This is a genomic window from Streptomyces sp. NPDC058086, from assembly GCF_042885015.1.
GTDB lineage: Bacteria > Actinomycetota > Actinomycetes > Streptomycetales > Streptomycetaceae > Streptomyces.
Genome location: NZ_JBHVST010000037.1, coordinates 55051 through 79079, shown reverse-complemented (window position 1 = coordinate 79079; position 24029 = coordinate 55051). Strand labels below are relative to the sequence as shown.

Genomic DNA, 24029 nt, shown 5'->3' with positions numbered 1-24029 from the left:
CTGGGCATCATCCTCCGGGACGGCAGGGGCCGGAGGATCGGTCTGCCCATTCGAGGAGGGACGCTTCGATGGGAGAGAAGGTCGTGGCAGGGTCGTACGACCTGTCCGATCGCCGGCACTACCGAGGCAAGCTCCGGCAGTGTCTGACGGGGCTGGCGCGGCTGCTGGAGGAGAAGCGGTTCGATCGCCCGAAGAATCTCATGGGGCTGGAGATCGAACTGAATCTCGCCGGGCCCGACGGCATGCCCAGGATGATGAATGCGCAAGTACTCGAAAGGATTGCGAGCCGAGACTTTCAAACAGAACTTGCCATGTTCAACCTGGAAGTCAACATAGCCCCACATCGATTGGACGGCCGGGTATTCGACCGGCTCGCCGAGGAGTTGCACACCTCGCTCGCATATGCCCATCGAAAGGCCGGCGAACTCGACGCGGGAATCATGATGATCGGGATTCTGCCGACCCTCGACCGTGACGACCTGGTCTCCTCGAACCTGTCGGACGTCGATCGCTACACCCTGCTCAACGATCAGATCGTGGCCGCCCGCGGCGAGGACTTCGTGCTCGACATCGACGGGGTGGAGCGCCTCGTCTGTACGTCGAAGTCCATCGCGCCCGAGGCCGCCTGCACCTCCGTGCAGTTGCATCTCCAGGTCACTCCGGCCCGCTTCGCGGACGTGTGGAACGCGGCGCAGGCCGTTGCCGCCGTGCAGGTGGCGATCGGTGCCAACTCGCCCTTCCTGTTCGGCCGTGAGCTGTGGCGTGAGTCGCGGCCGCCGTTGTTCCAGCAGTCCACCGACACCCGGCCGCCCGAGCTCCAGGCTCAGGGGGTGCGTCCGCGCACCTGGTTCGGCGAGCGGTGGATCTCCTCGGCGTACGACCTCTTCGAGGAGAACCTGCGCTTCTTCCCGCCTCTGCTGCCCATCAGCGACGAGGAGGACCCGCTCGCGGTCCTCGACGCCGGAGGCATTCCCAGGCTCGCCGAACTCGTGCTGCACAACGGCACGGTCTACCGCTGGAACCGGCCCGTGTACGACGTCGCCGACGGAGTCCCGCACCTGCGCGTCGAGAACAGGGTGCTGCCCGCCGGTCCCACCGTCACCGATGTCGTCGCCAACGCGGCGTTCTACTACGGGGTCGTGCGCGCGCTCGCCGAGGAGGCGCGGCCCGTGTGGACACGGCTGTCGTTCGAGGCCGCGGCGGCCAACTTCGACGCGGCCTGCCGCCATGGCATCGACGCGCGTCTGGAATGGCCGCGGCGGGGACGGTACGGGGGTACCACCGCGCAGGTCGAGGCCGTGCACCTGGTCCGTGACGAACTGCTGCCGCTCGCCGCGGCGGGGCTGGATGCATGGGGCGTCGAGCCGGCCGACCGGGACTACTACCTGGGGGTGATCGAGGACCGGTGCCGGTTGCGGGCGAACGGGGCGACCTGGCAGGCGGCCACCTTCCACCAGGCGCTGGAGAAGGGCCTCGGGAGGAATGCCGCGCTGGCCGCGACCACCCGGCGCTACGGCGAGTTGATGCACCTCGGTGAGCCCGTGCACACCTGGCCGGTGGGACTGCCGGAGCCGGTACCTCTGGGCTGATCGGGGCGGGCTGGTCGTAGTGGGGATGCGGGGATGAGCTCCCCGAGCCGGTGTCCCCGGAGCCAGGCGGCCTGTCGTCGGTGTGGTTGGGGCGGATGGCCTGTGTGAGGGTTCCTGGCCCGGGATGGCCCGCGGGAGTGTCCCAGGGCAGGGTGGGCTGTGGTGGTGGTTTTTTTTTGGGGGGGGGTGTCAGCCTTGGCTCTGGCTGCCCGCTGCCACGATCGCCTTGAGGATCACCGAGTGGATTTGCGTGGGGTCGTTGACCTGCTGGCCGGAGCCGCCGGTCGCCTTGGCGATCTCCTGGACCTCCGCCTTGTCGGCGTCCGGGCCCACGGCGATCGCGATGAGCGGCACCGGGCGCCGCGGGTCGGTGAGCTTCTGCAGTTGGGTGACGAGGGCGGAGCGCGAGATGCTTCCCGGGTCCTGGTTGACGCCGTCGGTCAGCAGCACCAGCGCGTTGAACTTCCCCTTGACGTAGGAGGAGGTGGCCGCCTTGTACGCGGCGAGCGTGGTGTCGTACAGGCCCGTCGCGCCGTTCGGGACGGGAGTCAGGGAGCTGAACGCCGCCGACAGCCTGTCCCGCTGGGTGCCGTTGCCCTTGCGGTCGCCCAGGCGTTCCGTGGGCACCAGCACCCGGTAGTCGCGGTCGCCGTCCAGGCGGGTGGAGAACTTCCACAGCCCGATCTCGTCCTCCGAGGTGAAGGTCGCGAGGGCCTGCAGCAGGGACGCCCTGGTGACGTCCATACGGGACTGGCCGGTGCCGGGCACCGGCTGCGCCATGGACGCGGAGGCGTCGACGACCGTGGTGATCCGGGCGCTCTGCACCGTGATCGTCCACGTGCCGAGTGCCTCGTCGACCGCCTTCGCCGGGGCGGGTTCGAGCGGTGCGCCGGCGAACGGCTGCGGGGCGCGGCCGCCGGCCTTGGTGACCAGCGCGGGCGAGACCTTCTCGTCGTCCGTGCGGAACCCGTACCGCTCCAGGATCCGCCGCCCGTCCGACTCGCCGAGCAGCGTCATGAACCGAAGCGCGGCACGGCTCGTGTCGGTGTTCAGCCGTGACTCGTCGACCAGGGTGAACGGGTAGTCGAGCCGCGGTGATCCGTCCTTCGGGTAGAAGAGGTCGAGTCCGGCGCCTCTGTCGGCCGAGGAGTTGTACGCGAACGCCGACTGCTCGGAGAGGATCAGCGCCTGGTTGCGGTTCGGGTTGCCCTGCTCGGTGCGGGAGGAGTCGTGCGGGAGGGTGGCCAGGACCTGGCTGTCGCTGGCGGACGTGCGCTGGGAGAGCGTCTTCGCCATGGCCGCCGCCTGGGCGTCACCTCCCTTGATGGCGGCCGCGGCGGTGCCGAGCTGGGTCAGCGCGAGCAGGCCGGCCGCGCTGTGCACCGGGTCGGCCGCACCGAGCCTCAGCCGGTCGTCCTGCATCGAGGCGCCCGCCAACTCGGTCCAGGTGTACGTCCTCTCCGGCCACCCCAGCGACTTCGCGGCCGACGGGACCATCGCGACGCCGACCGGAGAGGAGGCGACGCTGCCTGCCGCGGTCACCCGCGTCGCGTTGCTCTCACCGGTGACCCGGCTCACCCACAGGGCGGAGTCCGGCACCCACGCCTGGACGTCGGACTTGTTGCCCGACCTCAGTGCGTCGGCGACCTTGTACGACTCGCGGGCCGTCACGGTGACGGCGATGCAGTGGCCGTCGGAAGTGATGTTGTGGTCGCGGGCGTGTTCGGCGACGGCCCTGAGGGCGGGCGCCATGTCCGGGGACGCGGTGATCTTGAGGGGTATGGCGTTGTCCCGGCAGGACGAGCCGAAGGAGAGCAGACCACCACGGACCGCGACCGCCGTGCCCGCGGCGACCGTGAGAACCAGCACCGTCGCGATGGCCACCGTACGGCGGCGTGCGCGTGGACGGGGGTCGGCCGCGCCCGCCCCGTACGCATCGGGCAAGCTGTGACGTCCCATGACGGTGGTGCCCTCCCTGAATGAGCCGGAGTCGCGAGAAAGCCGTAGAAACAGCCGTGAGGCAGAAGGCGAGGGGGAGGTACGCCCGTACGGCGTCCGTCCCCCCGACGGCCTGTCGCACACGATCTTCGCAACTTCTTTCGAGACCCTAGCGGGGCGAAGATGGGGATGAGGCGGGATTACTCAACTGGAGGCGGGAGTGCAGGTGGAGGCGGGGTCGGTGGCCGATTCCTTTCCCGAGGAGCGGCTGACGCGACGGATTTTCCGGGACGAGACACTGCTGGTCCTGGGCCTGTCGCTCGGGGCGAGCGGAGTGTCCGCGCTGATCAGCTTTGTCGGGTCGGTCACCAAACCGGGAGGCCTCAAGGACCAGGCGGCCACGCTCAACGCCTCGGCGGCGCCGGGTCGCCCCTGGCTGGATCTGGCCTGGCAGTTGTTCGGCATCGCGTCGGCCCTGGTCCCGGTCGCACTGGTCGCGCACTTTCTGATGAGGGAGGGCAAGGGGCTGCGTGTGATCGGGTTCGACCGTACGCGGCCCTGGCCCGACCTCGGGCGGGGGGCCGCGATCGCGGCGGTGATCGGCAGCACGGGCATCGCCTTCTATCTGGCGGCCCGGGGGTTCGGCGCCAACCTGACCGTGGTGCCGGAAGCGCTGCCCGGCGTGTGGTGGAAGTACCCGGTACTGATCCTGTCGGCCGTGCAGAACGCCGTACTGGAGGAGGTCATCGTCGTCGGGTACCTGCTGCGCCGGCTCGGGCAGTTGGGCTGGACGCCGGGGACCGCGCTGGTGGCGAGCGCGGTGCTGCGCGGCTCGTACCACCTCTATCAGGGCATCGGCGGCTTCATCGGGAACATGGCGATGGGCGTGGTCTTCGTCTACCTGTACCGGCGGTGGGGCCGGGTCGGCCCGCTCGTGGTGGCGCACTCGCTGCTCGACATCGGGGCGTTCGTGGGATACGCGCTGCTGGCGGGGAAGGTGGGCTGGCTGCCGACCGCCTGAGCAGCGGGGTGAGCGGGTCCGAAAGGGGCGTACGACAGTCTCGTACGCCCCTTTTTTGTACGGCTTTTTCGTGCGTCTCTTTCGTGCGCCTCGTGTGCCTCAGTACGTCTCTTTCGTGCGTCGCTACGCGAGCAGATCGCCCTCGATGACCGTGACCGCGTGGCCCGTGAGGAGCGTACGGTCGCCGCGCAGCTCGGTGCGGACGAGGCCGGAGCGCGGGGAGGCCTGCAGGCCGGTGAGGCCGGGGCGGCCGAGGCGCTCGGACCAGTAGGGCGCGAGGGCGGTGTGGGCGCTGCCGGTGACCGGGTCCTCGTCGATGCCGACGTTCGGGAAGAAGCAGCGCGAGACGAAGTCGTAGCCCTGGGAGGGGTCTTCGGCGCGGGCGGTCGCGATGATGCCGCGCTCGGAGTACCGGGCGAGGGCCCTGTGGTCGGGGGCGAGTCCCCGGACCGTCTTCTCGTCGGCGACCTCGATCAGCAGGTCGCCGGTGTTCGGGCCGGTGTCGAGGGTCGTGAGCGGCTCGGCGCCCAGGGCCTCGGCGACGCCGTCCGGGACCTCGACCGGGGTGAGCGGAGCGGTGGGGAAGTCCAGCGTCAGGGAACCGTCCTCGTGGGGCGTGGCGATGAGCACGCCGCTGAGCGTGGCGAACCGCACCGGTCCCGTGTGGGCGCCCGTGGTGCGCAGGACGTGTGCGGTGGCGAGGGTCGCGTGCCCGCACATCGCGACCTCGGCGACGGGGGTGAACCAGCGCAGCGCCCAGTCGGCGTCGCCGCCTTCGGGGAGGCGGTGCGCGAACGCCGTCTCCGCGTGGTTGACCTCCAGGGCGATGCTCTGGAGCCGGCTGTCCTCGGGGAAGGTGTCGTGGTCGAGGAGGAGGACCCCTGCCGGGTTGCCTGTGAAGGGACGGTCGGTGAAGGCGTCGACGATTCGAATCCGCATGCCCCGACGCTAGCGGCCCGAGCGGGCCGCGGGACAAGGCCAATTCCGGGGATCTGGACCGGTTGTGGCAGTCCGGCCCCCTGACCTGCCCGGATCCTCGGGTCTTGTCAGGCGAGCTATTCCGATATATCGTTGACGCATCGCGACCGATCAACGAGTGAATGGAGTGATGGCGATGCGTCCCCAAGGACAGGAATTTGGATTCGAACGTGGACATGGCCGACACGGAGGGCCCGGTCCGCGTGACCGCGGCCGCTTCGAAGGGCGGCGTGGGGCTTTCGGGCCCTTCGGACCGGGTGGTCCGGGCGGTGGCCCCGGCGGCCCCGGGTTCGGCTTCGGGCCGGGCCCCTGGGGTGGCCGGCGCGGCGGCCGGGGCGGTCCGGGCGGCAGGGCGCGGCGCGGTGACGTACGCGCGTCGATCCTGGCCCTTCTCAAGGACCGGCCCATGCACGGCTACGAGATGATCCAGGAGATCGCCGAGCGCAGCGGCGGGGCATGGAAGCCCAGCCCGGGTTCGGTCTACCCGACCCTCCAGCTGCTGGAGGACGAGGGTCTCATCACCAGCGCGGCCGAGGGTGGCAAGAAGCTGTTCTCGCTCACCGACGAAGGCCGCGCAGCGGCCGAGGCGGGTCCCGAGGCGCCGTGGGAAGAGGCCGGGCGCGGGGTCGACTGGGAGACGCTGCACGAGATCCGGCAGGCCGGCTTCGGTCTCATGGAGGCCTTCGGCCAGGTCTGGAAGACCGGCAGCAAGGACCAGCGCGACAAGGCGCTGGCGGTCATCAACGAAGCCCGCAAGAAGCTGTACCTGATCCTCGCCGACGAGGACTGACGGGCATGCTGTGGTACCTGACGGCGCCCCGTGGAAGTGTTTCCGCGGGGCGCCTGTCGATGTACGGGGGCTGGGCGCGGGTCTCGGAGCAGGTGCGGGACTCAGGTCACCAGTCCGGCCAGCTTGCGCAGCGATTCGTTGAGGGCGGCCGTCGCCGAGTCCTTGAGCTTGCCCGCCATCAGCGAGACGGCCGCGCCGGTGAACTCCCCGTCGATCCGCACCGAGGTGGCGTCGCCGTCGGGGGTCAGGGTGTAGCGGGTGGCGACGGTCACCGCCATCGGACCCTTGCCGCGGATGGCCAGGGTGCGGACGGGCTCCAGTTCCTCGATGGTCCACTCGACCTCGGCCGGGAAGCCCATGAGCTTCATGTTCTCCTGGAAGGTGCCGCCGACCTCGAGTGAGGCGGGGCCGCCCTTGGGGAAGTTGGTGTGGGTCGAGTTCCACTCGCCGTACGAGGAGAAGTCCGTGAGCTGCGCCCAGACCTTCTCGGCAGGCGCCTCGATGCGTGCTTCCGCGCTGACTTCGGCCATGCGACCACCCCTTTGTGTCAGGCGCTGCGCCCGGCGCAGCTACGGTGTCGCGGAACGTAGCCGCAGCCCTCGGAACATTCAATACTGATGAACCGTCAGGAATTGTGAAGTCGGCCCACCCGACGTGTCACCGCCGCGTCGAACAGGTCCCATGCGTGCGGGAAGGGCCCCTCGTGGCAGTGCCAAGGCGGCGCGCGCCCTGAGGCGAAAACGGTGCGAAGTCATCCGTGAGGAGGAGAACGTACCCGCGCAAGCCCACCCTGTGTGGGACGTGAAGATGCTGCCCACCGAGGATGACCCGGGTCGCCGGGACTGATGGGGTAGGGGTTGTGCCACCGCGTATCCCCCAGCAACCGGCCGCCGAGAGCGGCTCCCACCGCACGGAACTCGATGCCAGGCTCGCTGCCGAGCTGGCGTCGGTGGTCTCCGGCGCGCGCAGGCGGGCGCTGCGGGACGGCGACCGCCAGATCGACACCGCCCATCTGCTGCACTCACTTCTGGAGGCCGACCCCCAGGTGCGCACCGTCTTCGACGGCGCCCCGCAGGTCGCCCGGCTGCTCGGTTATCTCGTGCAGCGCAGCATCGGCTACGGACTGCGCTGGCAGAGCGGCGTCGAGGACTCGGGGGCGGTTCCGGTCGTCGCCGAGGCGGGCTGGTCACCGGTCGTGGCCGAGGCGGGCTGGTCGCCGATGGCGGCCGGTGCCATGGAGAGCGCGTGCGAGCGTGCCGAACTGCGCGGTGACGAGCGGGCCCGCTGTCTCGATCTGCTCGCCGCGATCGTCACCGATCCGCAGTCGCGGGCCGTCGAGGTCCTGCGGCGGGCCGGTGTGGACGTCCAGACGCTGCTTGTGCGCATCGAGAACGCCTTCGACATCGAGGACGAGTTCGCGTGCGAGTTCCGCCCCGACTTCGAGACGTACGTCGGTGGTGGCGACCAGGGCTGCCGGTCCAACCGTTGAGACAGGTGTCATTGGGGGTGACGCTCATGTCGTCGCCTGTCATCATGTGGCGGTGCATACCTCTCAGGGCAGTCAGGACAACCGTGGGAAGGGCGTCGGGCTGGGCCTCGCGCTAGCGTCGGCGGTCGCCTTCGGCGGATCGGGTGTCGCGGCGAAGCCGCTGATCGAGGCGGGGCTCGACCCGCTCCACGTGGTGTGGCTGCGGGTCGCGGGCGCCGCGCTGGTGATGCTGCCCCTGGCCGTGCGCCATCGCGCTCTCGTACGGCGGCGCCCCGCGCTGCTCGTCGGGTTCGGACTGCTCGCCGTGGCGGGCGTCCAGGCCTGCTACTTCGCCGCGATCTCCCGTATCCCCGTCGGTGTCGCACTGCTCGTCGAGTACCTCGCGCCGGCGCTCGTGCTCGGCTGGGTGCGGTTCGTGCAGCGCCGGCCTGTGACACGCGCCGCGGCGCTCGGGGTCGTCCTCGCGGTCGGCGGGCTCGCCTGTGTCGTCCAGGTGTGGTCCGGGCTGAGCTTCGACGCCGTCGGGCTGCTTCTCGCGCTGGGCGCCGCCTGTTGCCAGGTCGGCTACTTCGTCCTGTCCGACCAGGGCAGCGACGCGGGCGAGGAGGCACCGGACCCACTCGGCGTCATCGCGTACGGCCTGCTCGTCGGCGCCCTCGTGCTGACGGTCGTCGCACGTCCCTGGACCATGGACTGGTCGGTGCTCGGGGGCAGCGCGGACATGAACGGCACATCCGTCGCCGCCTCCCTGCTGCTCGGCTGGATCGTGCTGATCGCGACCGTCGTCGCCTACGTCACCGGAGTGCTCTCCGTGCGCAGGCTCTCCCCGCAGGTCGCGGGCGTCGTGGCCTGCCTGGAGGCGGTCATCGCGACCGTGCTCGCCTGGGTCCTGCTCGGTGAGCATCTCTCGGCGCCGCAGATCCTCGGCGGTGCGGTGGTGCTGGTCGGCGCGTTCATCGCACAGTCGTCGGCGCCCGCGAAGCCCTCGGACGGGCCGGTCGCGAGTGGCGGGAGCGACGCCGAGAGGGAGTTGTCGGTCCACGGGACCGCCGTCTAAGGTGCTGACCATGCCTTCGACGCTCGTTCTGCCGCCTCCGGCCGCCTGAGGCGGGCCCTCCGGAGTTCCCGCCCGGCCTGATGCCGGGTGGCACGGCGCTGCCCGCAGAAGAGGTCCGAGGACCTTCCCGTACGCCCCTGCCCGCTGGGCACGGGCTGCGACGTGGTCCTTCCCGAACTTCGGCGCGGCTGCCTTGTGCGCGGCCGCGCGTATCCGCGGAGAGAAACACGTGTCGCATGCTGCTTCCGGCCTGCCCCTCGGGCGAGGCCTCCTCTATCTGATCGTCGCCGGTGCCGCCTGGGGCACCGCGGGCGCGGCCGCGTCACTGGTCTACCGGGCCAGTGACATGGGGCCGATCGCCCTTTCCTTCTGGCGCTGTGCGGGCGGACTCGTGCTGCTGCTCGCCGTGCGTCTGCCGCGGCATCGGCGGTGGCGTCGACGGGTCGCGCCGGCCGCCGGGGAGCCGCTCGGCCGCAAGGCCCTGCGGATCGGTGTCACGGGCCTTGGGCTCGCCGTCTTCCAGACCGCCTACTTCGCCGCCGTCGAGGCCACCGGACTCGCGGTGGCGACCGTCGTCACCCTGGGCGCCGGGCCCGTGCTCATCGCCCTCGGCGCGCGGCTGATCCTGGGGGAGCGGCTCGGGCGCGGCGGGAGCGCCGCAGTCGCCGGTGCGCTCGGCGGGCTCGGGGTGCTCGCGCTGGGCGCCGGGGGTGCCACGGTGCGGCCCTGGGGTGTGGTGCTCGCGGTCGTCTCCGCGGCCGGATACTCCACGATGACGCTGCTCACCCGGTGGTGGGGACGCGACGGCCGCGTCGACGGCTCCGGTACGACGGTGTGGACGTTCGCCGTCACCACCGTCTGCCTGCTGCCGCTGGGCCTGGCCGAGGGGCTGGTCCCGCACACCGCCCAACCGGCCCACGTGCTGGCCCTGCTGGTCTATATCGCCGCCGTCCCCACGGCGCTGGCCTACGCCCTGTTCTTCGCGGGCGCCGCCGTGGTCCGGTCCGCGACCGTCTCCGTGATCATGCTCCTGGAGCCGGTGAGCGCGGCCGTGCTGGCCGTCGGTCTGCTCGGCGAACGACTGACCATGACGACGCTCGCGGGCACCCTGTTGATGCTGGGTTCGGTCGCGGGGCTCGCGGTGGCCGAGACGCGGGGCATTCGGGGCGACACCCGGAGGGCGCCCGAGGAGGAACGGGCGTTCGTCTGAGGCATGAGGCAGGCACGAGGCAGGTATGAGGCTTGAGGCCGAGGCACCGGGGGGATCCCGCACGGTGCCTCGGCTGCCTCGGCGTCACAGGGTCGCGAGGTAGTCGGGGAGCTTGATGCCGGGGGCCAGGTCGTCGGCGGGGATCGGGGTGCCGTGTCCCTTGGTGAGGGGGACGACCCCGGTCCAGTGGGGGAGGGCGAGGTCCTCCGCGTCGTCGTTCGGGCCGCCGGTGCGCAGCTTCGCGGAGACCTCGTTCAGGTCGAGGCGGATCACGGCGGTGGCTGCGAGCTCCTTGGCGTTGGCAGGGCGCGAGTCGTACGAACGGCCGGGGACGACCTGGTCGACCAGCGCGTCCAGGGCCTCCCGCTTCTCGACCGGGTCCGTCACCTGGTGGGCGATGCCGTGCACCACCACGGAGCGGTAGTTCATCGAATGGTGGAAGGCGGAGCGGGCCAGGACCAGACCGTCGACATGGGTCACGGTCAGGCAGACGGGCAGTCCGGGGTCGGCCTGACCGGTCATCCGCAGCGGGCGCGAACCCGTCGAGCCGTGTACGTAGAGGCGCTCGCCGACCCGCCCGTAGAGGGTGGGGAGTACGACCGGGGCGCCGTCCCGGACGAAGCCGAGGTGGCAGACGTACCCCTCGTCGAGTATCGCGTGGACCAGCTCGTGGTCGTAGGCGGCACGCTCCTTGGAACGGGTGGGGACGGTGCGGTCGGTCGGGGTGTAGGCGGCGGGCCGCGTCGTCCCGGGCTGAGTGCTCGTCTCCGACATTGCGCTCTCCATTGCACTAGTGCATAATCTTCTTTGTGCTAGGAGAGTATCGGATCGAAGGGCGTCGCGCAGCAGACATTTCCGCGAGCGTCGAGCGTGCGGTGGGTAGCGGGGACCTCGAGCCGGGGCAACTGCTTCCGGCGATGCGGGAGTTGGCGGAGCGGCTCGGGGTGAATCCCAATACCGTCGCCGCCGCCTATCGCACCCTGCGCGAACGCGGGGTGATCGAGACCGCCGGGCGGCGGGGCAGCCGGATCCGCTCGAAGCCCGCCACGACGGGACGCGACTACATCCGGGTCGAGGTGCCGGACGGCGTGCGGAACGTGGCCGACGGCAACCCCGACCCGGCACTGCTGCCCGCCCTCGCCGAGGCGTTCGCGGCGGCGGCGGGACGGTCGGACCGGGATCCCGTGATGTACGGGGAGGCCGCGGTCGAGGCGGAGCTGGAGCGGCTCGCGCGCGCCGACCTCGACGCGGACGGCGTGCCCGAGGGTCCCGTCGTCGTCACCTCCGGATCGCTCGACGCCATCGAGCGCGTGCTGGCGGCCCATCTCAAGCCCGGGGACGCCGTCGCCGTCGAGGATCCCGGCTGGGGCAGTGTGTTCGACCTCGCCCCGGCGCTCGGGCTGCGCACGGTCCCGGTGCGCGTCGACGACGAGGGCCCGGTCCCCGACGACGTACGCCATGCCCTGGAGGCCGGTGCCCGCGCGCTGATCGTCACCGACCGGGCGCAGAACCCGACCGGCGCCGCGGTCGGCGCCCCCCGCGCGCGTGCCCTGCGTTCCGTGCTGAAGGAACACCCGGACGTCCTGCTCGTCGAGGACGACCACGGGCACCGGATCGTCGACCTGCCGCTGCACCCCCTGGCCGGGGTGACCCGCGACTGGGCCTTCGTACGCTCCGTCGCCAAGGCCTACGGCCCCGACCTGCGGCTCGCCGTCCTCACCGGGGACCCCGTCACCATGGACCGGGTGCACGGGCGGCAGCGGCTGGGGCCCGGCTGGGTGAGCCATCTGCTGCAACGGGCGGTCGTGCACCTGTGGGCGAACGGCGCGGTGGACGCGACGGCCGTGGCGGCGGCGTACGGGCGGCGCCGGGACGCGCTGATCGACGCCCTGAAGCGGCGTGGCATCGAGGCGTACGGGCGCAGCGGGATGAACGTGTGGATCCCCGTCCCGGACGAGACGGGGGCGGTCGCGCGGTTGCTGCACGCCGGCTGGGCGGTCGCGCCCGGGGCGCGCTTCCGGATGAGCGCGCCGCCCGGGATACGGATCACCGTCTCGACTCTGACGCCGGACGACATCGAGCCGCTGGCGGACGCCGTCGCCTCCGCCGTCGGACCGGCGCCCGTGCGTGGGTACGTGTGAGTCGGTCCGTTCGCGGTTACGTGCGGTTACGTGTGAGTCGGGTCCGTACGCCCTGAGGGCGCGGTCAGCGGCGTGGCCCGGCCTGGGTGAGTGCCGCGCCGGCGAGGACGATCACCGCGCCGACCGGCGTCGACCAGCTCAGCGACTCGCCGAGGATCGCGACGCCCGCGGCGGTGGCGATCACCGGGATGAAGTACGTGACCATCTGGGCCGTCGTCGGGCCGACCTCGGCGACGATGCCGTACTGGACGAGCATGGCCAGGCCCGTGCCGAGGGCCCCCAGGGCGGCGATCGCGAGCAGCGGGACGACCGGGAAATGGCTCGGAAGTGCAGTGAACAGCGGGGTGACGAGGGCCAGTTGGGCGGTGGCGAGCAGCAGTTGGGCGCCGGTCATCGACAGATGCGAGTGGCCGGTGCCGGCCAGGGTGCGGCGGACGTAGATCCAGCCGATCGGGTAGCTCAGCGAGGCCAGCAGGGCCATCGCCGTGCCCGTGGCGTCCAGGCCGTGGAAGCCCTGCCAGATGCCAAGGACCGTCAGGACGCCGAGAAAGCCGATGCCGAGACCGGCGACCCTGCGCCGGGTCGGACGGTCCTCGGAGAGGGCGACCAGGGACAGGGCCATGCCCCACAGGGGTGAGGTCGCGTTGCAGATGCCCGCGAGCGTGGAGGGGATCGTCAGCTCGGAGTAGGCGAAGAGCGAGAACGGCAGCGCGTTGAGCAGGAAGGCCGCGACCGCGAGATGACCCCAGGTGCGGGCCCCCTGCGGCAGCCGCTCCCGCTTCACCGCCATCGCCGCCGCGAGCACCGCCGTCCCGAACAGCAGCCGTCCGAAGGTGACTTGGAACGGCGCGTAGCCCTCCGTGCCGACCTTGATGAGCAGAAAGCTGAAACCCCAGATCAGCGAGAGGGCGCCGAAGCGGATCCGCCAGTCGAGGGCGGTGCGACGGCGCGGGGTCGTGGCGGTCGGGGTGTCGGTTCGGGGAGTGGTCACGGCGCTCATGGGTGTAACGATGAGGCAGATGATCTCGTAGCACAAGCGAGATTTTTCGAGCGGTATCTCGTAGTATTGCTTACATGTTGAATCTGGAGCGTCTGCGCACCCTCGACGCCCTCGCCCGGCACGGCTCGGTGAGCGGCGCGGCCGAGGGGCTGCACGTCACGACGTCGGCCGTCTCCCAGCAGATGTCCAAGCTGGAGCGCGAGGTGGGGCAGCAGCTGCTCGCCAAGAACGGGCGCGGGGTGCGTCTGACGGATGCCGGGCGGCTGCTCGCCGAGCATGCCGCGCGCATCCTGTCGCAGGTCGAGCTCGCCCAGTCCGACCTGGAGGCCCAGCGCGGTCAGGTCGTCGGTGAACTGCGGCTCTCCGCCTTCCCGACCGCCGCGCGCGGGCTGTTCCCCACCGCGCTTGCCGCGCTGCGCGCCGAGCACCCCGGGCTGCGGGTGCGCTCCAGTGAGCTGGAGCCCGAGGCCGGGGTCGCCGGAGTGATCAGGGGCGACCTCGATCTGGCGGTGGTGCTCGACTGGTACAACAAGCCGATGCCGCTGCCCGACGGCCTGGTCAAGGCCCCGATCCTCGACGACCCGGCCGACGTGGCGATGCCGGTCGGCCACCGGCTCGCGGACCGCGCGGAGGTCGACCTCGGCGACTTCGCCCACGACGAGTGGATCACCTGGGGCGAGGGTGAGTTCTGCCACGAGTGGCTGATGTTCACCCTGCGGTCCAAGGGTGTCGAACCGCACATCGGCCACCGCGCCGCCGAAACGCACACCCAGCTCGGGCTGGTCGCCGCGGGGCTCGGTGTCTGCATCGCGCCGCTGCTCGGGCGCCATCCGATGCCGGAGGGGGTTGTCGCGGTGCCGCTGCGGCAGGCCGTCCGGCGGCATGTCTACGTGATCTGGCGCGCGGACGCCGACCGCCGCCCGTCGATCAGAGCGGCGGTGTCGGCGCTGCGGGCGGCGGGGGAGAGCATCGGCTGAGCGCCCACCTGGGCGGTGACGGGGCGGCTCGGGCGAGTCCGACAGCGGGGACCGGCCCGTGATGCCGGTGTCTGAGGCGGCCGGCGGACGTCTTGCGGTGGGGGAGCTCGCGGACGCCTCGCGGTGGCCGGGGCTTGCCCCGTGGAAGGTCTGCGGCGCTGTCTCCTCGCGAGGTTCTGCGCAGGCTAGCGGCTGCCTCCGTAGCGCCGTCGCCGCGCAGAAGGTCCGCAGTGCTCCCGCCTCGCTGAGGGTCCGTGGTGCCGTCGGCTCGTGGGGTGCCCTGGCGACGGCCGGGCTCGCCCGAGTTCTAGAGCGGCGGCAGCTTGCGGAAGTCCCAGGAGGCGATGGCTGTCGGCGTCAGCCGGGCCCACGCGTGGCGGCCGTCGTGCGGCATTTCCTCCAGGCCGAAGTTCTTGCGGGCGAACAAGGTCTCGGGGACGTCGAGTTCGGCGCACAGCTCCCCGGTGCGGGGGACCTCGCCCACGAACTCCACCGTGCCGGACAGCTCGACGCCGCGCAGCTCCCCGTACTCCTCGCCGGTGTCGATCACCACCGCGACCCGCGGGTCGCGGCTCAGCTCCGTCCAGCGCTTGCTGCGTACCACGGAGTACAGCCACAGCGAGGTGCCGTCCCAGACGAACCAGAGCGCGCTCACGTGCGGGGTGCCGTCCTTCGACACCGTGGCGACGCGGCAGGTGCGCTGGGTGGTGAGGAACTCGTCCAGCTCGCCGGGGGTCATCATGATCTTCCGACCCCTGCGCTGAGTGACGGTCATGCGGTCACCTCTTCTTTCATGTCGACCTGATGCGTCGATCTTCTGCGTCGACAGAGATCCTCTGACAGTGCGTCAGAAAAGCATGGGCCGTCTTCCGTCCGTGCGCAATGCTCGTTACGCTCGCCCGCCCGACCCTCGACGACAAGGGGAGTCATGCCGTCGCATGAACAGCTCAGCACACTCCTCGACCCGGACGGCACCGTTCTGCTCACCGTGGAGTGCCAGCAGGGTGTCGTCGGCCCGGACAGCGCACTGCCCGAACTCGCCAAGGAGGCCCGGTCGTCGGGGGCGCTCGCGAACATAGCCCGGCTGGTGGCCGGCGCCCACCGCGGCGGCGTCCAGGTGATCCACGCGATCGCCGAACGACGACCCGACGCGCGGGGCGCCAACCGCAACGCCCGAGTGTTCCGCGCGGCCGAACGGCTGCCCGTGCAACAGCTGTCGGGCACCACCGCGGTCCGCGTCGCGCCGCCGATCGAGGTCGCCGAGGAGGACTTCGTCGTACGCCGCCTGCACGGCCTGTCCCCGCTCGCGGGCACCGACGTCGACGCGCTGCTGCGCAACCTGGGCTGTCGCACCCTCGTCGTCACCGGAGTCTCCGCCAACGTGGCCGTCCCCAACACCGTGTTCGACGCCGTGAACCGCGGCTACACCGCCGTGGTGCCCGCGGACGCCATCGCGGGGGTGCCCTCCGACTACACCCCCGCGATGATCCGTAACACGCTCGCCCTGGTCGCCACGATCACGGCGACCGACGACGTGCTGGCCTGCTTCGAGCGGCCGCGCCGCTGAGGCGCGGCCCCGGCCGCGTCACGCGAGCTTGATCGAGTCCCCCTCCACCTTGATGGTGGCGGCGGCCAGCGGCTGCGTCGCGGGCCCCTTCTTCACACTGCCGTCGGTCGCGGAGAACTGGCTGTTGTGACACGGGCAGGTGATCACGTTGTCGGCGATGCCCTTCACCGCGCAGCCCTGGTGGGTGCACTTGGAGGAGAAGGCCTTGTAGGTGCCCGCGGTCGGCTGGGTGACGACGACGCCCTGGGACGCGAAGACCTTGCCGCCGCCCTCCGGGATGTCGGTGGTCTTCGCGAGGACCGTGCCGCCCGCGTTGCCCGCCGCGGCGTTGTCGCCCCCGCCCGTACCCCCGCTGCTCGCACTCGCGCCGGAGCCGGAGTTGGAGCTGGTGGAGTCGGAGGACTTGTTGTCCGACCCGCACGCGGTCAGCGCGACGGCGAGTCCCGCCGTACCGACCGCCGCCACGACGGTGCGGCGGGCCGGGGCCGGAACGGGGTGAAGCGATTCGCTGGTCATGCTGACATTCCCTTCAACGGACGTGATGGTGATCCGTACAGAGGTACGGTCCGCCCGTCTGCCCTGTTCAGGAGCTGAGGACTTCTTGACCGAATCGACAGCGGTTAGACAGCCGCCGACCTGCTCGGGGCATCGCCGCCACGGGCGCCCACGGGTCGTCTCCGGTGGCCGTGACCACCCCAGTAGCCTGGGGCGATGCTCAAGGAAGTCATCGTGACCCGCTACATCACGCCGCTGCGTGAGGGCGGCTCGCTGCCGGGGCTCGTCGAGGCCGACGATCTCGGGACGTACGTCATGAAGTTCACCGGCGCGGGGCAGGGGCGCAAGACGCTCGTCGCGGAGGTCGTCTGCGGTGAACTCGCCCGTCGGCTCGGCCTGCGTGTGCCCGGCCTGGTGACACTTGGCCTCGACCCGGTCCTGGGGCTCGGGGAGCCGGACCAGGAAGTGCAGGAGCTGCTCAAGTCGAGCGGCGGGCCGAACCTCGGGATGGACTTCCTGCCCGGCGCGATCGGCTTCGACTCCCTCGCCTTCGCGGTGAGCCCCGAGGAGGCCGGGCGGATCGTCTGGTTCGACGCGCTGGTCAACAACGTCGACCGCTCCTGGCGCAACCCCAATCTGCTGATGTGGAACGGCGACCTGTGGCTCATCGACCACGGCGCCACCATGATCTGGCACCACCACTGGCCGGGCGCGGCGACCTCCGCCGCAAAGCCCTACGACGCCTCCGACCACGCGCTCGCGCCCTTCGGCCCGGACATCACCTCCGCCGCGGCCGAGCTGGCGCCGCTGGTGACCGAGGATCTGCTGGCCGAGGTGACCGCGGAGATCCCCGACGTCTGGCTGGCCGACGAACCCGGCTTCGACTCGCCGGACGCCCTCCGGCGTGCCTACGCGCAGCCGCTGCTGGCGCGCGCCGGTGTGATCGAGGGGCGTATCAAGGGCTTCGAGGGGGACAAGTGAGCGAGCGGGACGTCTTCGAGTACGCGCTGCTGCGCGTGGTGCCGCGGATCGAGCGCGGCGAGTGCTTCAACGCGGGCGTACTGGTGTACTGCCGCGCCAAGTCCTTCGTCGGGGTGCGCACCCATCTGGACGAGACCAAGCTGCTGGCCCTGGACCCGGAGGCCGACGTGGTCGGCGTACGGGCCGCGCTGCGGGCGGTCGAGGGGGTCTGCGCGGGTGGTGAAGCAGCAGGTCAGGCCGCTGGTGACGATGCCGGGCGGCGTTTTCGCTGGCTGATCGCGCCCCGTTCGACGGTCGTGCAGCCGGGGCCCGTGCACACCGGACTCACCGCCGATCCGGCGGCGGAGACGGAGCGGTTGCTCCAGTTGCTGGTCAGGTAATGGATCACACCCGCGTGGTGTGCCGTTGACACCGGGTGCCAGGGCTTCTAGCGTCACGTCTACCGAAGGTACTAAGCGGTCGCTCACCGGACGGGCGTACCGTGTGAGCCGCAGGACATTCCACCGCAGGACATTCCACCGCAGGGCATTTCAAGCCGCAGGGCTTTTCAAGGGCGAGGAGAACCAGCAATGTCCACCACTGAGCAGCGCGTCGCCGTAGTCACCGGTGCCGCGCGCGGCATCGGCGCCGCGACCGCCGTACGACTGGCTGCAGAGGGCCGCGCCGTCGCGGTGATCGACCTCGACGAGGCCGCGTGCAAGGACACCGTCGAGAAGATCACCGCCGCCGGTGGCAAGGCCATCGCGGTCGGCTGCGACGTCTCCGACGAGGCCCAGGTCGAGGCCGCGGTCGCGCGGATCGCCGAGGAGCTCGGTGCGCCGACCGTCCTGGTGAACAACGCGGGCGTGCTCCGCGACAACCTGCTGTTCAAGATGGCCGCGTCCGACTGGGACACGGTCATGAACGTGCACCTGCGCGGCGCCTTCCTGATGGCCAAGGCCTGCCAGAAGTACATGGTGGACGCCAAGTTCGGCCGGATCGTCAACCTGTCGTCGTCCTCGGCGCTCGGCAACCGCGGCCAGGCCAACTACTCCGCCGCCAAGGCCGGTCTGCAGGGCCTCACCAAGACCCTCGCCATCGAGCTCGGCAAGTTCGGCGTCACCGCCAACGCCGTCGCGCCCGGCTTCATCGCCACCGACATGACGGCGGCCACCGCCGAGCGCGTCGGCATGGGCTTCGAGGACTTCCAGGCCGCGGCCGCCACCCAGATCCCCGTGCAGCGCGTCGGCAACCCCGACGACATCGCCAACGCGATCGCCTTCTTCACCGGCGAGGCCGCCGGATTCGTCTCCGGCCAGGTCCTGTACGTGGCCGGCGGACCGCTCAACTGACTCCGGAGGGCACGACATGACCACACTCCCCGAACTCTCCGGCAAGGTCGCGCTCATCACGGGCGCGAGCCGCGGTATCGGCTACGGCATCGCGGAGGCCCTTGTCGCGCGCGGTGACCGCGTGTGCATCACGGGCCGTAACGAGGACGCCCTGAAGGAGGCCGTCGAGGCACTCGGTGCCGACCGCGTCATCGGCGTCGCCGGCAAGGCGCACGACCTGGCCCACCAGGCCACGGTCGTCGAGCGCACCATGGAGGCCTTCGGCCGCGTCGACTACCTGGTCAACAACGCCGGTACGAACCCCGTGTTCGGCCCGATGGCCGACCTGGACCTGGACGTGGCACGCAAGGTCTTCGAGACCAACGTCGTCTCGGCGCTCGGCTTCGCCCAGCTGACCTGGAAGGCCTGGCAGAGCGAGAACGGCGGCGCGATCGTCAACATCGCGTCCGTCGCCGGCATCGCCCCCTCGCCCTTCATCGGTGCGTACGGCATGAGCAAGGCCGCCATGATCAACCTGACCGTGCAGTTGGCGCACGAGTTCGCGCCCAAGGTACGGGTCAACGCGATCGCGCCCGCCGTCGTGAAGACCAAGTTCGCGCAGGCCCTGTACGAGGGCCGGGAGGCGGAGGCGGCCGCGTCCTACCCGCTCGGCCGGCTCGGTGTGCCCTCCGACATCGGGGGCGCCGCCGCCTTCCTCACCTCGACCCAGTCGGACTGGATCACCGGTCAGACCCTCGTCGTCGACGGCGGCATCTTCCTGAACGCCGGAGTGGGCTGACCGGAGCCCCGAGACGGGACGAACGGAGCATCGACGCGGGCGCTGATGGACGAAATCGGCGCCCGCGTCGACGTATGAAGACGTACAGCCAAATGACAACGTAGTCACAAACGCGCTGATCAAGTGCCCTGTCGGGAACACGGGTTCACCGGTGTGGCGCTGCGGTATGGTCTGCCGACCCTTGGTAAGGCAGATCGAGGAGCGTGCGCGTGTTCAACCGGAACCCATGTCTGCGGCAGCTGGCGGCGGTCACGTCCATCACCCTGGTGGCCGGGTGCGGCGTCCTCACCTCGGCGTCGTCCGACGACAAGGGACCGATCGTCGTGGGCACCACCAGTGCCCCGAGCACGCTGGATCCGGCCGCCTCCTGGGACGGCTCCTGGGAGCTGTTCCGCAACATCTACCAGACACTGCTGAGCTACCCCTCCGGCGCGACCACGCCCGAGCCCGACGCCGCCCAGAGCTGCGGGTTCGCGGACACCTCGAACCTCGTGTACCGCTGCAAGCTGCGCGCCGACATGAAGTTCTCCGACGGCGACCCGCTGGACGCCCACGCCGTCAAGTACTCGATCGACCGGATCAAGAAGATCAACCTGCCCGGCGGTCCCGCCGGCCTCCTCGGCAGCCTCGACCGGATCCAGGTACTGAACGAGCGCGAACTCGTCTTCCACCTGAACAAATCGGACGCGACCTTCCCGTTCGTCCTCGCCACCCCGGCCATGTCGATCGTCGACCCCGACGACTACCCCGCGCACTCGCTGCGCAAGGACGGCAAGGTCTTCGGGTCGGGGCCGTACAGCCTGCGCTCCTACGAGGAGGGCAAGCAGGCCGAACTCGTCAGGAACGACCACTACAAGGGATTCGCCGAGCTCAAGAACGACGCGGTCACGATCCGCTACTTCCAGGACTCGGGGCAGATGGTCGACGCCCTCAAGAACAAGAAGATCGACGTCACGTTCCGCGGCCTGGCCTCCAAGGACATCGTCTCGCTCCGGACCAAGGGAGCGGACGACGGCCTTCAGCTCGTCGAGGGCGCGGGCATGGAGATCAGCTACCTGGTGTTCAACCCGAAGGATCCGTGGGCCAAGAAGCTCGCGGTGCGCAAGGCGGTCGCCCAGGTCATCGACCGTGCGGCGATCGCGCACAAGGTCTACAAGGACACGGTCGACCCGCTGTACTCCATGGTCCCCGCGGGCCTGACCGGTCACACCACGGGCTTTTTCGACGACTACGGGGACCCCAGTTCGTCCAAGGCCCGGCAGATCCTCTCGGCGGCGGGCATCACCGCGCGCGTCCCGCTCACCCTCTGGTACACCACGGACCGTTACGGCTCCGAGACCGCCCCGGAGTTCCAGGAGATCAAGAGGCAGCTCGAGGACTCCGGTCTGTTCCGCGTATCGCTCAACGGGCGCCCCTGGAAGACGTATGAGGAGGGCTACCGCAAGGGCGAGTACCCGGTGTTCGGGCGCGGCTGGTTCCCGGACTTCCCGGACGCCGAGAACTTCATCGCGCCCTTCGTGGGCCTGCAGAACGCGCTCGGCACGCCCTATCCGGCGCCCCGGATCACCGACACCCTGCTGCCCGCCTCGCGCCGCGAGAGCGACCGTGGAGCGGTGGTCAAGGAGTTCGAGGCGGCCCAGCAGATCCTCGTCGACGACGCGCGGCTGCTGCCGCTGTGGCAGGGCAAGCAGTTCGTGGCGGCGAGCGAGGAGATCGCGGGCGGGGAGCAGGCCCTGGACCCCTCGACGATCATGATGATGTGGGAGCTGCATCGCAAGACCAGCTGGTAGGTCACGTGCAGGACCCGGCTGGTAGGTCACGTGCAGGACCCGGCGGGTGGGTCACGTGCAGGACCCGGCGGGTGGGTCACGTGCAGGACCCGGCGGGTAGCCTGGTCCCACGGGGTGCGGGGCCGATTGTCAGTGGTCGCCTGTAGGTTCTGAGAACTGGAAGTGACCGCACATCGGAGGAACTTGACGTGACCGACACCGCCATGCTGCCCGAGTCCTGGCGCGGCGTACTGGGTGACGAACTGCAGCAGCCCTACTTCAAGGAGCTCACCGAGTTCGTCGAGGAGGAGCGCTCGGGCGGTCCCGTCTACCCTCCGCGCGAGGAGGTCTTCGCGGCGCTGGAGGCGACTCCGTACGAGCGGGTGAAGGTGCTGATCCTCGGCCAGGACCCGTACCACGGCGAGGGCCAGGGCCACGGCCTGTGCTTCTCGGTCCGCCCGGGAGTGAAGACCCCGCCCTCGCTGCGCAACATCTACAAGGAGATGAAGGAGGAGCTGGGCACCCCGATCCCGGACAACGGCTATCTGATGCCGTGGGCCGAGCAGGGCGTCCTGCTGCTGAACGCGGTGCTGACCGTGCGCTCCGGTGAGGCCAACTCGCACAAGGGCAAGGGCTGGGAGAAGTTCACGGACGCGGTGATCCGTGCCGTGGCCGACCGGCCCGACCCGGCCGTCTTCGTCCTGTGGGGGAACTACGCGCAGAAGAAGCTCCCGCTCATCGACGAGAAGCGGCACATCGTCGTGAAGGGTGCGCACCCGTCGCCGCTCTCCGCGAAGAAGTTCTTCGGCTCGCGCCCCTTCACGCAGATCAATGAGGCGGTCGCCGGGCAGGGCTACGAGCCGATCGACTGGCGGATTCCGAACCTCGGCTGATCCGGGACCGAGACCGGAAGCGGCCCGGGCCGGGTGTGAGGGGCGTCCGGTCCGGCCGTCACCGGGGCGGCTCAGCGGTGTCCGGGGGCGCCTGAGCGTGATTGTCAGTGTGTCCGGTTAGCGTCGGAAGGGACAGCGACGAGCCTGGAGGACGCGGTGGCGGAGCAACAGGAGCAGGCGGCGCCGGACGCCATGATGACCCGGATCGGACAGGTCGTCATGCTGCACCACGGTGGCGACCGTGAGGAGGCTCGGGGGCGTTTCCTGGACCTGTGGGGGGAGATCGGCGAGGACGGCGACCCCCTGCACCGCTGCACCCTGGCGCACTACCTGGCGGACACGCAGGACGATCCCGCGGACGAACTGGCCTGGGACCTGAGGGCGTTGTCGGCGGCCGAGGAACTCACCGAAGGCGATGTCACCGAGCGCCACCGATCGCTCGAGGCGCGCGCGTTCTATCCGTCGCTGCACCTGAACCTGGCGGCCGACTATGTGAAGCTCGGCCGCTCCGAAGCCGCCCGCAGCCATCTGCGCCGGGCACGCGGGGCGGTCGGAGCCCTCGGGAACGACCGTTACGGGGACGGCGTACGCGCGGCGATCGGCCGTCTGGAGCTGAGACTCGACGGGGAGGGCCCGTCGCACGGAGGGCCGGGAGAGGGCCCGGGCACCGTCGAGGGGCCCGGTCCCTTCGGCGGGTCCGGAGGAGAGACCTTGGGGCCGCCGAGACAGTGCCCTTAGGTCCTGCGGACGCCGGTCGTGTCAATGCCTGTACGTGCCCTTGCAGATGACCGCCTCCGGACTGTCCGCCTTCCAGCCCCCGTACTTCCGGCCGAGGGCACACACATCCGTGCTGCTCGGCTGTTCGGGTGCGACGGGCGGAACGTCGGTGCGGGGTGCGGACCGGTGGGGTCGTGGGTGCGGATGAGGCTGCGGGTGTTGCTCGGCACCCGGGTGGCGAGCAGGGGCCTTCGGGGCGGCGGGCGCCGGGACGGGCGTACGGTGCGGCGCCGGAGCGCTCGGTGACGGCTTCCGGGACGGCCCGATGAGTTCCAGCGCCTCGCGCGCCGGCGCCTGCACGATCGGCGGTCCGGCCTTGCCGTCAGGACGCGGCGGCGACGGCCGGGAAGGCGCGGTCGGCAGGGAGAGAGCGGGCGGTCGCTGGACGGTCACACAGCCGGAGAGCGCGGCGGTGGCCACGGTGACCAGGAGCGTTGCGGCGGTCGTCGTTCGATGCACCCGCTCAACTCTGCTGCGTCAGGCCCGCTTTGGGGAGCTGACAAGCGGAGGTTGCCCCACATGGGTGATCCTTCCGCTCCTGCGGAGGGCGCCCGTGTCCGCAACGTGACCCGACGCCGCATCACCCTTTCTCACTCACCCGTGGCACCGTCGATCCGCTCCCGGATCAGATCCGCGTGACCGTTGTGACGCGCGTACTCCTCGATCATGTGGGTGTAGATCCACCGCAGGTTGATGGGGTCCTGGGTGAACTTGCTCTTGCCCTCGCCGGCGTCGTCCAGCGCGAAACGAGCCGCGTTGCGCCGGGCGATCCCGATCTCGGCCTGCCAGGTGGCGTACGCCTCGTCCCAGGTGTCCGCGTCGGTGAGATGGAACTCTCCGTCCCGGTCCTCGTCGCTGTAGTAGATCGGCCCCGGATCGTCGCCCACCAGAACCTTGCGGAACCAGCCCCGCTCCACCTCCGCCATGTGCCGCACCAGACCGAGCAGGGACAACTCGGAGGGCTCGACCGAGGCGGTCTTGAGCTGGGCGTCGTCGAGGCCCGCGCACTTCATCTCGAGGGTCTCGCGGTGGTAGTCGAGCCAGCCCTCCAGCATGGACCGTTCGTCGGCGTTGGTGGCGGGTTCGGTGCGCTGCTTCGTCATGCCCGCATTTTCGTCGAGGGCACGGCCGTCCACCAGGGCCTTTCCTACGAACGCCGCTCTGGCCCCCGAGGCCGCTCCCGCGCTGTTCCCGCGGAGCTTCGACGGCATCGCCGACAGGCGGCCGCCGCAGCGGCCGTATGCTTCC

General features: G+C 70.6%; 25 protein-coding genes. 16 read left to right on the top strand and 9 right to left on the bottom strand.

Features of this window, described 5'->3' with window-relative positions; all coding sequences use genetic code 11:
• Positions 1-68: 68 nt before the first annotated feature.
• Positions 69-1589 carry a glutamate-cysteine ligase family protein gene (locus ACFVWD_RS27270; RefSeq protein ID WP_389599777.1) on the top strand — a complete coding sequence of 507 codons (1521 nt, stop codon included), beginning with the start codon at positions 69-71 and terminating at the stop codon, positions 1587-1589.
• A 189-nt stretch (positions 1590-1778) separates the two neighbouring features.
• Here the strand turns inward: ACFVWD_RS27270 and ACFVWD_RS27265 are convergent, their stop codons facing one another.
• Positions 1779-3548, bottom strand: a complete 1770-nt coding sequence (locus ACFVWD_RS27265; RefSeq protein ID WP_389599775.1) for a substrate-binding and VWA domain-containing protein — start codon at positions 3546-3548, stop codon at positions 1779-1781.
• Between the two features lie 199 nt (positions 3549-3747).
• On the opposite strand from ACFVWD_RS27265, the gene ACFVWD_RS27260 reads away from it, so the two are divergent.
• Positions 3748-4548 (top strand): CPBP family intramembrane glutamic endopeptidase, encoded by an 801-nt coding sequence (locus ACFVWD_RS27260; RefSeq protein WP_168489941.1) that lies wholly within the window; start codon positions 3748-3750, stop codon positions 4546-4548.
• A 123-nt stretch (positions 4549-4671) separates the two neighbouring features.
• Here ACFVWD_RS27260 and ACFVWD_RS27255 read toward each other — a convergent pair whose 3' ends face one another.
• Positions 4672-5487, bottom strand: coding sequence for a PhzF family phenazine biosynthesis protein (locus ACFVWD_RS27255; RefSeq protein ID WP_389599774.1), 816 nt, complete (start codon positions 5485-5487; stop codon positions 4672-4674).
• A 175-nt stretch (positions 5488-5662) separates the two neighbouring features.
• On the opposite strand from ACFVWD_RS27255, the gene ACFVWD_RS27250 reads away from it, so the two are divergent.
• Positions 5663-6316 (top strand): PadR family transcriptional regulator, encoded by a 654-nt coding sequence (locus ACFVWD_RS27250; protein ID WP_168507102.1) that lies wholly within the window; start codon positions 5663-5665, stop codon positions 6314-6316.
• A gap of 101 nt (positions 6317-6417) precedes the next feature.
• Here the strand turns inward: ACFVWD_RS27250 and ACFVWD_RS27245 are convergent, their stop codons facing one another.
• Positions 6418-6846 (bottom strand): SRPBCC family protein, encoded by a 429-nt coding sequence (locus ACFVWD_RS27245; protein WP_168489938.1) that lies wholly within the window; start codon positions 6844-6846, stop codon positions 6418-6420.
• A gap of 329 nt (positions 6847-7175) precedes the next feature.
• On the opposite strand from ACFVWD_RS27245, the gene ACFVWD_RS27240 reads away from it, so the two are divergent.
• The 3 genes from ACFVWD_RS27240 (at position 7176) to ACFVWD_RS27230 (ending at position 10072) form a co-directional block, all read left to right on the top strand.
• On the top strand, positions 7176-7805 hold the full coding sequence (locus ACFVWD_RS27240; RefSeq protein ID WP_389599772.1) for a Clp protease N-terminal domain-containing protein: 630 nt from the start codon (positions 7176-7178) through the stop codon (positions 7803-7805).
• A 46-nt stretch (positions 7806-7851) separates the two neighbouring features.
• Positions 7852-8862, top strand: coding sequence for a DMT family transporter (locus tag ACFVWD_RS27235; protein WP_389599771.1), 1011 nt, complete (start codon positions 7852-7854; stop codon positions 8860-8862).
• A gap of 229 nt (positions 8863-9091) precedes the next feature.
• Positions 9092-10072 carry a DMT family transporter gene (locus ACFVWD_RS27230; RefSeq protein WP_389599769.1) on the top strand — a complete coding sequence of 327 codons (981 nt, stop codon included), beginning with the start codon at positions 9092-9094 and terminating at the stop codon, positions 10070-10072.
• Positions 10073-10156: 84 nt separating this feature from the next.
• On the opposite strand, the gene ACFVWD_RS27225 is transcribed toward ACFVWD_RS27230, so the two are convergent.
• Entirely contained in the window at positions 10157-10846 is a 690-nt protein-coding gene (locus ACFVWD_RS27225; RefSeq protein ID WP_389599767.1) for a pyridoxamine 5'-phosphate oxidase family protein, read from the bottom strand.
• A gap of 35 nt (positions 10847-10881) precedes the next feature.
• On the opposite strand from ACFVWD_RS27225, the gene ACFVWD_RS27220 reads away from it, so the two are divergent.
• Positions 10882-12213 carry an aminotransferase class I/II-fold pyridoxal phosphate-dependent enzyme gene (locus ACFVWD_RS27220; RefSeq protein ID WP_389599765.1) on the top strand — a complete coding sequence of 444 codons (1332 nt, stop codon included), beginning with the start codon at positions 10882-10884 and terminating at the stop codon, positions 12211-12213.
• Between the two features lie 64 nt (positions 12214-12277).
• On the opposite strand, the gene ACFVWD_RS27215 is transcribed toward ACFVWD_RS27220, so the two are convergent.
• Positions 12278-13213: a DMT family transporter gene (locus ACFVWD_RS27215; RefSeq protein ID WP_389599763.1), complete on the bottom strand. Its 936-nt coding sequence runs from the start codon at positions 13211-13213 to the stop codon at positions 12278-12280.
• Between the two features lie 74 nt (positions 13214-13287).
• On the opposite strand from ACFVWD_RS27215, the gene ACFVWD_RS27210 reads away from it, so the two are divergent.
• Positions 13288-14190 carry a LysR family transcriptional regulator gene (locus ACFVWD_RS27210; protein WP_389599761.1) on the top strand — a complete coding sequence of 301 codons (903 nt, stop codon included), beginning with the start codon at positions 13288-13290 and terminating at the stop codon, positions 14188-14190.
• Between the two features lie 307 nt (positions 14191-14497).
• On the opposite strand, the gene ACFVWD_RS27205 is transcribed toward ACFVWD_RS27210, so the two are convergent.
• Positions 14498-14965: a pyridoxamine 5'-phosphate oxidase family protein gene (locus tag ACFVWD_RS27205; RefSeq protein WP_101407952.1), complete on the bottom strand. Its 468-nt coding sequence runs from the start codon at positions 14963-14965 to the stop codon at positions 14498-14500.
• 153 nt (positions 14966-15118) lie between these two features.
• Here ACFVWD_RS27205 and ACFVWD_RS27200 point away from each other — a divergent pair, with 153 nt between their 5' ends.
• Positions 15119-15757, top strand: coding sequence for a cysteine hydrolase (locus tag ACFVWD_RS27200; RefSeq protein ID WP_389599759.1), 639 nt, complete (start codon positions 15119-15121; stop codon positions 15755-15757).
• Positions 15758-15775: 18 nt separating this feature from the next.
• Here the strand turns inward: ACFVWD_RS27200 and ACFVWD_RS27195 are convergent, their stop codons facing one another.
• Positions 15776-16273, bottom strand: coding sequence for a Rieske (2Fe-2S) protein (locus ACFVWD_RS27195; protein ID WP_389599757.1), 498 nt, complete (start codon positions 16271-16273; stop codon positions 15776-15778).
• A 195-nt stretch (positions 16274-16468) separates the two neighbouring features.
• Here ACFVWD_RS27195 and ACFVWD_RS27190 point away from each other — a divergent pair, with 195 nt between their 5' ends.
• The 7 genes from ACFVWD_RS27190 (at position 16469) to ACFVWD_RS27160 (ending at position 22742) form a co-directional block, all read left to right on the top strand.
• On the top strand, positions 16469-17233 hold the full coding sequence (locus tag ACFVWD_RS27190; RefSeq protein WP_389599756.1) for a HipA family kinase: 765 nt from the start codon (positions 16469-16471) through the stop codon (positions 17231-17233).
• The gene (locus ACFVWD_RS27185; RefSeq protein WP_389599754.1) at positions 17230-17613 is read left to right on the top strand and encodes a DUF3037 domain-containing protein; all 384 of its coding nucleotides are present in this window, start codon (positions 17230-17232) and stop codon (positions 17611-17613) included. Before ACFVWD_RS27190 ends, ACFVWD_RS27185 begins: the two co-directional genes overlap by 4 nt.
• A gap of 189 nt (positions 17614-17802) precedes the next feature.
• On the top strand, positions 17803-18564 hold the full coding sequence (gene fabG, locus ACFVWD_RS27180; protein ID WP_099923884.1) for a 3-oxoacyl-ACP reductase FabG: 762 nt from the start codon (positions 17803-17805) through the stop codon (positions 18562-18564).
• A 16-nt stretch (positions 18565-18580) separates the two neighbouring features.
• Positions 18581-19342 (top strand): SDR family oxidoreductase, encoded by a 762-nt coding sequence (locus ACFVWD_RS27175; protein WP_168489928.1) that lies wholly within the window; start codon positions 18581-18583, stop codon positions 19340-19342.
• A gap of 209 nt (positions 19343-19551) precedes the next feature.
• Entirely contained in the window at positions 19552-21132 is a 1581-nt protein-coding gene (locus tag ACFVWD_RS27170) for an ABC transporter substrate-binding protein (protein WP_389599753.1), read from the top strand.
• Positions 21133-21320: 188 nt separating this feature from the next.
• Entirely contained in the window at positions 21321-22004 is a 684-nt protein-coding gene (locus ACFVWD_RS27165) for a uracil-DNA glycosylase (RefSeq protein WP_389599751.1), read from the top strand.
• A 156-nt stretch (positions 22005-22160) separates the two neighbouring features.
• Positions 22161-22742: a hypothetical protein gene (locus ACFVWD_RS27160; RefSeq protein WP_389599749.1), complete on the top strand. Its 582-nt coding sequence runs from the start codon at positions 22161-22163 to the stop codon at positions 22740-22742.
• A 21-nt stretch (positions 22743-22763) separates the two neighbouring features.
• Here the strand turns inward: ACFVWD_RS27160 and ACFVWD_RS27155 are convergent, their stop codons facing one another.
• Together ACFVWD_RS27155 and ACFVWD_RS27150 are read right to left on the bottom strand one after the other, a co-directional pair.
• Positions 22764-23240 carry a hypothetical protein gene (locus ACFVWD_RS27155; protein WP_389599747.1) on the bottom strand — a complete coding sequence of 159 codons (477 nt, stop codon included), beginning with the start codon at positions 23238-23240 and terminating at the stop codon, positions 22764-22766.
• A gap of 131 nt (positions 23241-23371) precedes the next feature.
• On the bottom strand, positions 23372-23884 hold the full coding sequence (locus ACFVWD_RS27150; RefSeq protein ID WP_389599745.1) for a DinB family protein: 513 nt from the start codon (positions 23882-23884) through the stop codon (positions 23372-23374).
• Positions 23885-24029: the final 145 nt, after the last annotated feature.

Coding starts and splice junctions, on each gene's coding strand:
- ACFVWD_RS27210 (WP_389599761.1), top strand. CDS start 13,288: ATGTTGAATCTGGAGCGTCTGCGCACCCTCGACGCCCTCGCCCGGCAC.
- ACFVWD_RS27245 (WP_168489938.1), bottom strand. CDS start 6,846: ATGGCCGAAGTCAGCGCGGAAGCACGCATCGAGGCGCCTGCCGAGAAG.
- ACFVWD_RS27215 (WP_389599763.1), bottom strand. CDS start 13,213: ATGAGCGCCGTGACCACTCCCCGAACCGACACCCCGACCGCCACGACC.
- ACFVWD_RS27205 (WP_101407952.1), bottom strand. CDS start 14,965: ATGACCGTCACTCAGCGCAGGGGTCGGAAGATCATGATGACCCCCGGC.
- ACFVWD_RS27195 (WP_389599757.1), bottom strand. CDS start 16,273: ATGACCAGCGAATCGCTTCACCCCGTTCCGGCCCCGGCCCGCCGCACC.
- ACFVWD_RS27255 (WP_389599774.1), bottom strand. CDS start 5,487: ATGCGGATTCGAATCGTCGACGCCTTCACCGACCGTCCCTTCACAGGC.
- ACFVWD_RS27200 (WP_389599759.1), top strand. CDS start 15,119: ATGCCGTCGCATGAACAGCTCAGCACACTCCTCGACCCGGACGGCACC.
- ACFVWD_RS27150 (WP_389599745.1), bottom strand. CDS start 23,884: ATGACGAAGCAGCGCACCGAACCCGCCACCAACGCCGACGAACGGTCC.
- ACFVWD_RS27225 (WP_389599767.1), bottom strand. CDS start 10,846: ATGTCGGAGACGAGCACTCAGCCCGGGACGACGCGGCCCGCCGCCTAC.
- ACFVWD_RS27270 (WP_389599777.1), top strand. CDS start 69: ATGGGAGAGAAGGTCGTGGCAGGGTCGTACGACCTGTCCGATCGCCGG.
- ACFVWD_RS27175 (WP_168489928.1), top strand. CDS start 18,581: ATGACCACACTCCCCGAACTCTCCGGCAAGGTCGCGCTCATCACGGGC.
- ACFVWD_RS27265 (WP_389599775.1), bottom strand. CDS start 3,548: ATGGGACGTCACAGCTTGCCCGATGCGTACGGGGCGGGCGCGGCCGAC.
- ACFVWD_RS27250 (WP_168507102.1), top strand. CDS start 5,663: ATGCGTCCCCAAGGACAGGAATTTGGATTCGAACGTGGACATGGCCGA.
- fabG (WP_099923884.1), top strand. CDS start 17,803: ATGTCCACCACTGAGCAGCGCGTCGCCGTAGTCACCGGTGCCGCGCGC.
- ACFVWD_RS27190 (WP_389599756.1), top strand. CDS start 16,469: ATGCTCAAGGAAGTCATCGTGACCCGCTACATCACGCCGCTGCGTGAG.